The 11,214-nt window shown below is 48.7% G+C and carries 10 protein-coding genes; 5 read left to right on the forward strand and 5 right to left on the reverse strand.

Annotated elements, in window-relative coordinates:
* Nucleotides 1-420: 420 nt before the first annotated feature.
* The 3 genes from RW114_RS14075 (at nt 421) to RW114_RS14085 (ending at nt 5,047) form a co-directional block, all read left to right on the forward strand.
* Entirely contained in the window at nt 421-1,026 is a 606-nt protein-coding gene (locus tag RW114_RS14075) for an isochorismatase family protein (protein WP_340123388.1), read from the forward strand.
* Entirely contained in the window at nt 1,026-2,360 is a 1,335-nt protein-coding gene (locus tag RW114_RS14080; RefSeq protein ID WP_340123389.1) for a nicotinate phosphoribosyltransferase, read from the forward strand. The genes RW114_RS14075 and RW114_RS14080 overlap by 1 nt, the downstream gene beginning before the upstream one ends.
* Nucleotides 2,361-2,539: 179 nt before the next feature.
* Complete coding sequence (locus tag RW114_RS14085; RefSeq protein ID WP_340123390.1) at nt 2,540-5,047, forward strand: SPW repeat domain-containing protein; 2,508 nt, start codon at nt 2,540-2,542, stop codon at nt 5,045-5,047.
* A 133-nt stretch (nt 5,048-5,180) separates the two neighbouring features.
* Here the strand turns inward: RW114_RS14085 and RW114_RS14090 are convergent, their stop codons facing one another.
* The 5 genes from RW114_RS14090 to RW114_RS14110 all read right to left on the reverse strand — a co-directional run bounded on the left by RW114_RS14090 (nt 5,181) and on the right by RW114_RS14110 (nt 8,888).
* Entirely contained in the window at nt 5,181-5,903 is a 723-nt protein-coding gene (locus tag RW114_RS14090) for a phosphoadenylyl-sulfate reductase (RefSeq protein ID WP_340123391.1), read from the reverse strand.
* Between the two features lie 314 nt (nt 5,904-6,217).
* Nucleotides 6,218-6,733: a hypothetical protein gene (locus tag RW114_RS14095; RefSeq protein WP_340123392.1), complete on the reverse strand. Its 516-nt coding sequence runs from the start codon at nt 6,731-6,733 to the stop codon at nt 6,218-6,220.
* A gap of 9 nt (nt 6,734-6,742) precedes the next feature.
* Nucleotides 6,743-7,264, reverse strand: coding sequence for a hypothetical protein (locus tag RW114_RS14100; RefSeq protein ID WP_340123393.1), 522 nt, complete (start codon nt 7,262-7,264; stop codon nt 6,743-6,745).
* A 60-nt stretch (nt 7,265-7,324) separates the two neighbouring features.
* Nucleotides 7,325-8,299 (reverse strand): carbon-nitrogen hydrolase family protein, encoded by a 975-nt coding sequence (locus RW114_RS14105; RefSeq protein WP_340123394.1) that lies wholly within the window; start codon nt 8,297-8,299, stop codon nt 7,325-7,327.
* Nucleotides 8,289-8,888: a GNAT family N-acetyltransferase gene (locus RW114_RS14110; protein WP_340123395.1), complete on the reverse strand. Its 600-nt coding sequence runs from the start codon at nt 8,886-8,888 to the stop codon at nt 8,289-8,291. Before RW114_RS14110 ends, RW114_RS14105 begins: the two co-directional genes overlap by 11 nt.
* A gap of 173 nt (nt 8,889-9,061) precedes the next feature.
* Between RW114_RS14110 and RW114_RS14115 the strand changes: the two genes are divergently transcribed.
* Nucleotides 9,062-10,750 (forward strand): glycoside hydrolase family 17 protein, encoded by a 1,689-nt coding sequence (locus RW114_RS14115; RefSeq protein ID WP_340123396.1) that lies wholly within the window; start codon nt 9,062-9,064, stop codon nt 10,748-10,750.
* A gap of 180 nt (nt 10,751-10,930) precedes the next feature.
* On the forward strand, nt 10,931-11,110 hold the full coding sequence (locus RW114_RS14120) for a hypothetical protein (protein ID WP_340123397.1): 180 nt from the start codon (nt 10,931-10,933) through the stop codon (nt 11,108-11,110).
* Nucleotides 11,111-11,214: the final 104 nt, after the last annotated feature.

Consider the following 11,214-nt stretch of genomic DNA (forward strand, 5'->3'; position numbering starts at 1 on the left):
GTTTTGGGTGTTGGTTTTCCCCGCCCCCGGGGGGGGGGGGGGGGGGGGGGGGGGGGGCCCCCCCCCCCCCCCCCCCCCCCACGCCCTACCCCACGGAAGATAAATCCGCCTGATCCGTGTCTGTTTCTCCATGAACTTGACCGTTACAGCTTAGAAAAAACCAAGCCTTTGTACAATATGCAGAAATACCTATGGGCGTTGGCAATGGAATCGTCAACTCGCAAGCTAACAGCCGATGCCGATATAGGTAACGATACGGATTTTATTGATTTTATTTACCTGTTATAAATTTTCAGACGCGGATATATCGGCATTAAATTATCCGAGCAGGAAATATTTTATTGGTTCTCGCCGATAGTCACCAGGGTGGTGGGGGCGAGTCTTTCATGGCCCAATCCAACAGCGCGAGACGTGTCGCCTATGACTAACAAAAGGAAAAATACCGATAAAATCGAGTTGGGTAAAGGCGATGCTTTAATAGTCATCGACATCCAAAATGATTTTTTGTCCGGCGGCAGTCTGGCTGTACCGGAGGGGGATCAGGTCATACCCGTCTTGAATGGCTATATCGATCAATTTATCAATCGTCAATTGCCTGTGTTGGTAACCCGCGACTGGCATCCGGCTAACCATTGCTCTTTTATTCGGCAAGGCGGCCCTTGGCCGGAGCACTGCATCGCCGGTTCTAAAGGCGCAGAATTCGCAGCTGATCTGCATCTCCCTGTCTCGGCTAAGATTTTTTCCAAGGCTACCGAAGCTGGACAGGAGGACTATTCGGATTTTGCCAACCCAACATTCAAGGAGCAACTGGATAACGTGGAGGCCAGCCGTTTGTTCATCGGCGGATTGGCTACCGATTATTGCGTTTTGAGTACGGTGCTTGATGCCCTGAATTACCATTACAAGGTGCTGTTGTTAACGGATGCCATACGCGCCGTGAACGTTCGGCCCCAAGATGGGGAAAACGCAATCAACGAAATGATTCAAAAGGGTGCGATACCTATTACCTTGGCTATAATCAGATAATGCCAAACAGCGCCTTGCTTACCGATCTCTACCAGCTCACCATGCTTCAGGGCTATTATGAACAGGACATGGAAGAGCTTGCCGTCTTCGAATTTTTTGTCAGAAAACTGCCTGAAAACCGGGGCTATCTGATCGCGGCAGGTCTGGCCCAGGTTTTAACGTATCTGGAACAATTGCGATTTTCTTCCGATGAAATTGCATGGCTGGCAAGCACCGGGCGATTTAAGCCGACCCTGCTTGATCGGCTTGAGACATTGAAATTTACCGGCGCTGTTCATGCGATGCCTGAAGGCACGGTGTTTTTCGCGAACGAACCGATATTGCGCATTACCGCGCCGCTGCCCGAAGCGCAATTGATTGAAAGCAGGATTATCAACCTACTGCATTTTCAAACCCTGATTGCCTCTAAAGCCGCGCGCTCGGTATTGATCGCGCCGGACAAGCTGCTGGTTGATTTCGGCATGCGCCGGGCGCACGGCAGCGAAGCCGCGCTGTTGGCGGCACGGGCAAGTTATCTGGCGGGGTTTACGGGTTCAGCGACGGTGGCTGCCGGGATGCATTTTGGCATTCCCATTTTTGGCACGATGGCGCATTCTTTTATTCAGGCATACCGCCGCGAGAGTCAGGCCTTTGCCGATTTTGCCGAAGCTAATCCCGATAATGTCGTGTTTTTGATCGACACTTACGATACCGAAGCCGGTGCGCAAAAAGTAGTCGATCTGGCGGCCGCATTGCATGCTCAAGGTATAAAAATCAAGGGTGTTCGTCTGGATAGCGGTGATTTGGCCGATCATGCCCGAAAAGTCAGGATAATTCTTAACCGTGGCGGCCTTAACGATACCACCATCTTTGCCAGCGGCAACATTGATGAATATAAACTTGAAAAATTGATGGCCGAGCAAGCTCCGATTGATGGCTTTGGCATCGGCACACAGTTGGATACCTCAGCCGATGCCCCTTATCTCGACTGCGCCTATAAATTGCAGGAATATGCCGGAATTGCCCGGCGCAAGCGCTCGGAAGGGAAAGCCACCTGGCCCGGACGTAAACAGGTTTATCGTAACTATGATGATAACGGCGTTATGTCCGGAGATACCGTTACCGTTGACAAGGCGCCTTGTGCAGACCAACCGTTACTGCAATGGGTTATGCAGGGCGGAAAGACGGTAGCAAGGCAGCCGACGCTGATTGAGGCCAGAGAGCATGCTCGGCTTCAATTAAATAGTTTACCCGCGTCATTGCGACAATTGAGTAATACCCCGGAATACCTCGTGATAATTTCTGCCGAACTGCAAGCGTTGGCGAAAAAGGTAGATGAATACAATATAAGTTGAGAACCACGGTTGGAATGTAAATACTGCACAGTTAACAAGCAAGCTTGACAACAACAAACGAGGTAGGGCAGAAATAAAACGCCTTCCTCGATACGCTTTATGGGGTCGTAACGAATCACTGGATAGGCAAGTTACCCGATAGACCTGTGACCGTTCAAACAGTTGAGGAGAAAACTATCATGAGTAAAGATGACGACATCGTTTTACAGAAAAAGGAAGGCCCGGTAGATAAAAATACTGCCGGCGCCGCGAAAGACATCATATTGATTACCGGTATCGGCGGCTTTCTCGGGCTTTCGCTCAGCAAGGCACTGGCACAGGATTATTGTGTCGTCGGCTTGGATCAGGAAGCCGGATGTGCAAAGTATCCGGATTGCGTACCCTGCGATTTAACCTCGGACAGCTCGGTCAAAAAGGCCATGGATGAATTGCGAAAGCGCTTTGGCAATCATTTCGTCTCGGTCATACACTTGTCCGGCTACTATGATTTCACCGGCGAGCCCAATCCGCTGTATCAGGAAGTCAATGTCAAAGGCACCCGCCGCTTGCTCCAGTCCCTGCAAGACTTCGAAGTCGAACAGTTCGTCTATGCCAGCACGATGCTGGTTCACGCGCCCACCGAGCCCGGTGTGCCTATCACTGAGGATTGGCCGCTCAAACCCAAGTGGGCCTATCCACAGTCAAAGCTCGAGACGGAAAAAGTCGTTCAAACCGAGCATGGCGCCATTCACTATGTACTGCCGCGCATTGCGGGCGTATATACCGATCATGTCCAGCCACCTACACTGGCGCATCAGATACAGCGGATCTACGAACGCCAGTTTTCCAGCCGCGTCTTCGCTGGAACTATCTCCCACGGCCAGTCGTTTATTCATATCGATGACCTGCTCGATGCCATCGTTCGTATTGTTCAGCGGCGTAATGAATTACCCGCCGAAACCCCGCTGCTTCTGGGCGAACCGTCGACGATGGGCTATGAGGCTCTGCAAAACGAAATCGGGGTTTTGATCCACGGCGAAACATGGGCAACGGAAACCCTGCCGAAAATCCTGGCCAAAACCGGCGCTCATTTGCAGAACCAGATGGAGATTGTCATTCCGGATTCTATCGACAAAGGCGAAAAACCCTTTATCAAGCCGTTCATGGTTGACCTGGCTGATGATCACTATGAACTGGATATATCCAGGGCCAGGAAGCTGCTGGGTTGGGAGTCAAAGCATTCACTACGCGACGCTCTGCCGGCGATTGTTAAGGAACTCAAGGTCGATCCCTTGAGCTGGTATAAACGCAATAAACTCACGCCGCCTGAATGGATTGAGACCTTGTCTACAGAGGCCGAACCCGCCGATCAGTTCCTGGAAGCTTATAATCGGACGATGCGCGACGAGCGCCGGCAAAACCTCTGGGCACATTTCCTGAACATGGCGATGGGTACCTGGCTGATGACCAGTCCACCGATTCTGGGTTATCAAGACCAGGCGATGATAATCAACGATCTGATAAGCGGGGCTCTGGTGTTTTTGTTGGCAGCGTTATCGCTGTCGCGGACGATGGCGTGGGCGCGCATCGCCAACGCGGCGGTCGGGCTGTGGCTATTGTTTGCGCCCTTGGTGTTCTGGACGCCAAGCGCTGCGGCTTATCTCAATGATACCTTGGTAGGTTCTCTGGTAATCGGTTTTGCAATTCTGACGCGGCCTATTCCCGGCGTCGGTCTGATGGCAAGCATGACCGGCCCCGACATCCCGCCCGGATGGGATTACAGCCCGTCGTCGTGGATGCAGCGCATACCGATCATCTTCCTGGCGTTTATAGGGCTCTACGTCTCCCGCTATCTTGCCGCCTATCAGTTGGGCCATATCGGGAACGCCTGGGATCCCTATTTCAGCGTTGGCACCGAAACCATCATCACCTCTGAGGTATCAAAGGCATGGCCTGTTCCCGATGCCGGCCTCGGCGCTGTGACTTATGTGCTGGAGATACTCACCGGCATCATAGGAGGCCGTAATCGCTGGCGCACGATGCCGTGGCTGGTGATCCTGTTCGGTGTGATGATCGTGCCCTTGGGCGCGGTCAGCATCTTCTTTATCATCATCCAGCCCATTCTGATCGGAACCTGGTGCACACTCTGCCTGTTTGCTGCGGCGGCGATGCTCATCCAGATTCCTTATTCTGTCGATGAACTGATTGCCACCGGCCAGTTTCTCGCGGAACGCCGGCGCAACGGCAAGTCCGTCATTCTGGCCTTCTTGCGCGGCGACACCATGGAAGGCGGCCGCAACATGGAGCCCGAGGATTTTGAAGGGTCACCCTGGATTATTCTCAAAGACATGCTCGGTGGCGGCGTCAATCTGCCCTGGTCGCTGGTTTTCAGTACGGCAATCGGGGTTTGGTTAATGTGTACCCGGCTGATTTTTGCTACCCAGGGCGCGCAAGCGAACAGCGATCATTTGATCGGCGCGCTGGTCATTACGGTTTCTATTACGGCTTTGGCGGAATCCGCTCGTCCGGCACGTTTTGTCAATGTGCTGCTTGCCATTCCTTTGATGGCCGCACCGTGGATGCTGGATGGCGGAAGCCTGGGCGCTGATTGGGCGGGAGTTGTGGCAGGTGTGTTGCTGATCCTTTCAAGCATACCCCGAGGCAAGATCGAGAACCACTATGGAAGCTGGAGCCGGTATCTGGTTTAAACGAAAATGTTCGCTTCAGATATTCATGGCTTTATTGGGTATTAGAGGCGCTTATAATTTACTGGTAATTTATAAGCGCCGAGGTAAGAACCAAGCTATACCCATCGCATTTCAAAATACGACACCGTGCGAGTTAATCTTTTAAATTCCCGGCATGCAGGCCGCATTCTTTTTGAGCTCCTGCTTCCCACCACCACCTGCCGGCTCTTTCATGTTCATGAGGCAGAATGGCTCTGGTGCAGGGTTCGCAGCCTATGCTGGTAAAGCCTTTTTCATGCAGTTCGTTATAAGGAACCTGATAGGCTTCAATATAATCCCAGACTTGCGTCAGGCTCCAGTTGACCAGCGGATTGAATTTAATCAACGGCTGTCCGGCGGTGGAAAATTCGCTGTCTATTTGCACTTCAGGAACAGTCTGCCGGGTATCCGGGTTTTGATCTTTGCGTTGGCCGGTAATCCAGGCATCCAAATGAGGCAGTTTGCGTTTTAATGACTCGACTTTACGGATGCCGCAACATTCCTGATGGCCGTCCACATAAAAGCTGAACAGGCCTTTCTTTTTTACCAGACTATCGAGCAAGTCTTTGTCCGGTGATAATAATTCAATGTCTATCTGGTAATATTTTCTGACTTTCTCTATAAATCGATAGGTTTCGGGATGCAAGCGTCCGGTATCCAAACAAAAAACCTGAATGTCTTTCCTGAGTTTGACAGCCATATCGATCAGCACCACATCTTCTGCACCGCTGAAAGCGATGGCACTATTGTCAAACAGCTCCAATGCTTTTTTAAGGATGATGCGCGGATTTTTATCGGTTAAGTCGGTTTGTAATAATCGAATATCAAAGGTTGCCATAATTTTCCTCTCCAATAGCATGGCTATCTACACAAGTCATCATAACCGGACGACATCCTCGTTCCCACGCTACCGAGATGGTGAAAGACTTGTTCTTAGCATCAATCGACTCGATAACCACGAAGAACACGGAGAGCACGAAGTTTTTAATGCTTTGATGAATAGGGTTATTTTCTCCGCGTCCTTCGTGTTCTCTGTGGTAATTAATTTTTCAGCACGATTTGGATAATACTTTTCTAGTCTCTGGAGCATGAGAACCCCCGTCCTGCTTAGCGTTTTACGTTGTGTAGATAGCTATGCCCTACAAGGTAGTTTTATTGTCGCTGAATCAAATTCAGCGTTCTTTGCGGCAGGCTTTCTGTAGTCGCACCTTCCAGATGCAAGCGCGCATCTTCATGTACGGTGGTCATAAACCGGATTAACTGCATCTCGTGCTGCATTTTCTGTTCAACATCTTCCGCGTCCCACATTTTATTCAGCAAATATTTCGCATGATGATGAATGGTAAAGGCGACTGCTTCGGGCAAATGGATATAACTGGCCTGGATTGAAGACTTAAGCTGATCCAGCGAGGCCAGATATTGTTTATAGTCTTTAACATCCTGCTTGCACTTGATTTTAAACATCGACAACTCGGCATCGTGCCTGGTTTTCAGTAAGCTGATGTCGTGTTCCAGCAGTACGCTTTTCTTTTTTAATTCAGCTTCCAGGACTTTCTCGGCTAGGATGCGAGCATGCTTGAGTTTTGCCAGATTGCCCTGATTTGCTTGCTGCCATTTTAGATTTTCGTCTTTAACCGAATGCAGCAGCTTTATAAGCTTATTTAACATAGTCATGGGCTAAACAAGAGAGGAGATTTTTTGCTGCAACATTAGCAAGGCCTCAATGTCCTGCTTTTTTCGGTAGCGGGCATGGTCTTGTTGCAGTTGCTGATACGTTGTTCCCGGTAGTTTTGTTTTAATCGGCAGCAAATCCTGATTGATGGCTTTAGATAGCAAGCGAATATGTTTGCGATTATTAAGCGTTAACAGGCGTTTTCTGTTCAGTTCATTGATATGCTTTATTTGCAATTTTTTAAAATAAAACAGGTGATTAATCTGATCCTGCCTAGCATGTACAAACCATAGCCGTCTCTGTACCCGCTGTTTATACGAAAAATAATCTAACATAGTATGAACAATGATTTTATAAACACCCAATAAGCCGGTGATTATAAGTGCAGAAAACGCGCTTAACAGCATGACCGAACCCAGGGTAATTAACGCACCCGACAAACCAGGTACGTCTAACCACAACAACAGTTCTACCGATAAAAATACCGGTAATGACGCCAGAGCCAACAACAGTGAAATCCTAATCATTAAAATAAAAGCCGTAAAGTCAACAACGTCGTCGTTAGGTGGTTTTTGTCGACAGTTTAATCAGGACCGCGTAACAAATGCATGTTGCAATGACCAGTCTTTGTAGTTGAAGACTTGTCCTTGCTCCCGAACCGTAGCGCAAGCACCGAGCGATACTTCGGCAACAACCCATTGTACCGCATTGAGTTTGCCTGCCGCTAAAATGCCGTTATCAGGAAATCCACGATCCACAGGCGTATAAACAGCCGCTGCACCGATATTGACATCGACGGCTTCAGACCATGGTGCATTGCCTACCAGCACAGCTTGAACGACATAACACTGGTTTTCCAAGGCTCGCGCCTGACAGCCTATTTTGACGCGATGATAACCTGCCAGCGTATCGGTACAACTGGGCACTAAAATCAGATTTGCTCCGGCTTCGACCTGTTTTCTTGCGAGCATCGGAAATTCACTGTCATAGCAAACATTGATCGCGATTTTTCCGTATTCGCTATCAAAACACCTTAATTCCTCACCGCTTTGAATCAGCCATTGCTCGTTTTCAAAACGGGTCATCATCAGCTTATCCTGATAATCGAACTGACCGTTCGGCATAAACAAATAAGCCCGGTTTCGATAGGCGCCGGAATCTGTTTTTACCGGAAACGTGCCCGACTGGATGATGCACTGGTATTTTTTGGCCAGCATTTGAAACAAGTCCAGATAATCTTCAAGCAATGACTGCATGGCTGCCAACTGCTTGCTCAACGATGAATAAACCGCCTCGCCCGCCGAACCTGCTCCCGGCAGGCTTACGGCATACACACCATCCCTGGCGATCGCCGAGCCTGTTCCCGACAGGCTTACGGCATACACACCATCCCTGGCGATAAATAACGAGGCCAATTCCATACTGGCATACTCGGGAAAAAGCAGAATCTTCGCATCCTGTTGCGCCGCATCAAGCACCCAGCGCTCAACTTTGCTTTGATACTGTTGCCAGTTTTCCAGAAAACTGATGTCGTATTGGGCTGTCGCAATTTTAACGTTCATGTTTCAACCAGAAAGTCATCGGTTTAGGCGTCTCGTCAACATCATCCAGATCTTTCCAGCTATAGATTGTGTCAAGTTCAGGATGTTTGACGTAGCCGCGTTTGTTCCAGAATTGATCCAAAGGCACATAATCGATCGGGCGTCTGGGATGATCTACTGGTCGCTCTACACAACAAAAACAAATATGCTTGAAGCCGCCCAAACTCTCGGCGTGAGCCTCTCTTTGTTCGAAAAATTTAACGCCGATACCCAGGCCGCGATAAGCCTTGTTCAACACCGACTCACTGCAATAAAAAACCTCGTCGAGATCGTAACCCTGCTCGATAAACGGCTTTTTCAGCTCATCGGTTTCATATTTCATCGGAATCGCTGTCGATGCCCCGACCACGGTATCGTCATCGAACGCAATCACGATGACGCTTTCGGGACAATCAATATAAGTCTGTAAATATTTTTTTTCATAATCTATGTTCCCGTCATACAAATACGGAAAGTCGCGAAACACCTCAATTCTAAGCCGCGCGAGTTTAGGAATGAACTGTTCCAGAGCTACGCCGCTCCATCTTTCAATACGAATGTTTTTAGCCATAAGGTTACAGAAACAAAAAAACCGTATTTTAGCTGAACGCTTAACGTTTGCGTAGTTTATGTCATAAAAAGTCTGACCATATTCAAAGGATGTCCATTATGAGATGATACTGATCTAATCGGTGTATGTTATAACGCCCTCCTTCAAAACTTTTCAATCTGCTGATTTTAACTATGAGAATTGCTTTATTCGTTGCATGGGTTGTTTTACTGAATGTCTGCTTGAGCTGGTTAACCAACTTACCTCAGGATGTAGGCTCGGACGTTCCGTCAGGAAAGCTTAACAGCCTGTCATTCGCCCCGTTCCGGGAAGGTCAGGGGCCTATGGATGAAAAATTCCCCACGCCCGAACAAATTGACGCTGACTTGCGTTTAATGGGTGAAAAAACCCACTCTATTCGCACCTATGCCAGCGCCGAAGGCAGTATGCCGGTCATTCCCGCCTTAGCGCAAAAGCATGGCCTGAAGATGATTCAAGGCGCTTGGCTGGGTTCCATAAAAGCCGACAATGAAACAGAAATCGCCGAAGTCATCCGCTCCGCCAACGCGAACCCTGACGTGGTCAAACGGGTTATCGTCGGCAACGAAGTGCTGTTACGCGGCGATCTGGAGCCGGAGCAGCTGATTGAATACATACGCGAAGTCAAACGCTCGGTTAAACAACCGGTTTCTTATGCCGATGTATGGTCTATGTACATGAAATACCCGGAGTTAATCAAAGAAGTGGATTTTATTACCATCCACATTCTGCCCTACTGGGAGGATGAACCTATCACCGTAGACCAGGCGCCTGCGCATATTGAGCGCATTTACCGGCAGGTTCAACAGGAAGCCGATTCCATTGCCCCCGGAAAATCCATACTGATCGGCGAATCAGGCTGGCCGGGCGCAGGTAGGCAACGCGGCTGGGCAGTGCCTAGCGTAGTCAACGAAGCAAAATTCATCCGCAAATTAATTGAAGTCGCCAATAAAAACGGCTTCGATTACAACATTGTCGAAGCCTTTAACCAATCCTGGAAAAGCGACTTTGAAGGCGTAGTCGGTGCTAACTGGGGGCTTTATTCTGTCGATCGTAAAGAGGTTTTTCCTTTGACCGGAAAAGTCTACGAAAATCCGGGTTGGTTTAACGGCGTTATCGCATCGACGATCCTTTTTCTAGTCATCGTTATCGGCTGCTGGAAGCCATTACAATCGTTATCATCCATGCGCCTAGCGGGTTTTTTGCTATTCTCGCAACTGCTGGCCTTACTGCTGGCAAGCATGGCCGAGCACCTGTGGTATACCAGTTATAGCGACTGGCAGCGTTTGCAGGCAGGACTAACCGTGGGATTAAACGCACTCTTGGCCGGATTGATAGTGCGGCGCAGCTATGCGCTGTTAGCCAATCAAACGACCCATCCAAAACTCGGCTCCTGGATATATACGCTCTATATACTGTTTGCCGGATTTGCCGTTTATAAAACCTTCGGCCTGGCGTTAAATGGGCGTTATATCAGCTTTCCGACGGTAGCCGTTTACATTCCTGTTATCGGAGTCTTGGGCTTAATGATCATCAGCTATATGACCGAACGTTCATATTCGTTAAAGACCCTGGAGATTAACCGATTGGCTGGACACCAAAATACCAAAGCCAATCAGGATAAGATAATGGGCTACGCACTGCTGATCGTGGGCTTGGCGCTTATTATTCGGGAAAGCCAAGCCTTCCTGGAAAGCCGCGACTTTATCCTCGCTTATCCTGATGTTAGCGAGCGAATTGGCATGGCCTTGGTTTTTTCCGTAACCAACTGTCAATTGCTGGGATGGTTAATGTGTCTGGCCATACTCGCGTTACCGCTGCTGGTAAAAGACAATAAGAAATAAGCGACAATTCAGTATATTCGCTATTTTCCGGTTTTTTATCATGAGTTTTGCAACAGCAACATAATTTTTTCAAACTTATCGTGTATTTAAAAAGAACCTAAACTATACTTTTTTGAAATAACCTGAAGTAAACTGTGGATAATATAAATATTTTTAACCCAACAGAAGATTAGGGAAAATATGCGCAACATTAAATTATTTGAATCCGTTGATCACCGTTTTATTTTACTCAACGAGAGTGAGCCGGGCGAAGAAGACGGCGTTCGTTCCAATCAGTATCTGATCACCCATCATAATGACGGCGTACTGCTCGATCCGGGCGGTTTTGGAGTGATGCCTAGTACTCAGTCATTCTTGTAATGTCGGATAAAGTTTCTTCAACTTTACCCGAGCGTCCTCATTAGTAAAGCGCCATTCCATAGGTCGAACAATAGCATTTCTTTTTTCTTGCCATGCTGCGATTT

This window comes from Methylobacter svalbardensis (assembly GCF_037671525.1).
GTDB lineage: Bacteria > Pseudomonadota > Gammaproteobacteria > Methylococcales > Methylomonadaceae > Methylobacter_A > Methylobacter_A svalbardensis.

Coding starts and splice junctions, on each gene's coding strand:
- RW114_RS14075 (WP_340123388.1), top strand. CDS start 421: ATGACTAACAAAAGGAAAAATACCGATAAAATCGAGTTGGGTAAAGGC.
- RW114_RS14080 (WP_340123389.1), top strand. CDS start 1,026: ATGCCAAACAGCGCCTTGCTTACCGATCTCTACCAGCTCACCATGCTT.
- RW114_RS14085 (WP_340123390.1), top strand. CDS start 2,540: ATGAGTAAAGATGACGACATCGTTTTACAGAAAAAGGAAGGCCCGGTA.
- RW114_RS14090 (WP_340123391.1), bottom strand. CDS start 5,903: ATGGCAACCTTTGATATTCGATTATTACAAACCGACTTAACCGATAAA.
- RW114_RS14095 (WP_340123392.1), bottom strand. CDS start 6,733: ATGTTAAATAAGCTTATAAAGCTGCTGCATTCGGTTAAAGACGAAAAT.
- RW114_RS14100 (WP_340123393.1), bottom strand. CDS start 7,264: ATGATTAGGATTTCACTGTTGTTGGCTCTGGCGTCATTACCGGTATTT.
- RW114_RS14105 (WP_340123394.1), bottom strand. CDS start 8,299: ATGAACGTTAAAATTGCGACAGCCCAATACGACATCAGTTTTCTGGAA.
- RW114_RS14110 (WP_340123395.1), bottom strand. CDS start 8,888: ATGGCTAAAAACATTCGTATTGAAAGATGGAGCGGCGTAGCTCTGGAA.
- RW114_RS14115 (WP_340123396.1), top strand. CDS start 9,062: ATGAGAATTGCTTTATTCGTTGCATGGGTTGTTTTACTGAATGTCTGC.
- RW114_RS14120 (WP_340123397.1), top strand. CDS start 10,931: ATGCGCAACATTAAATTATTTGAATCCGTTGATCACCGTTTTATTTTA.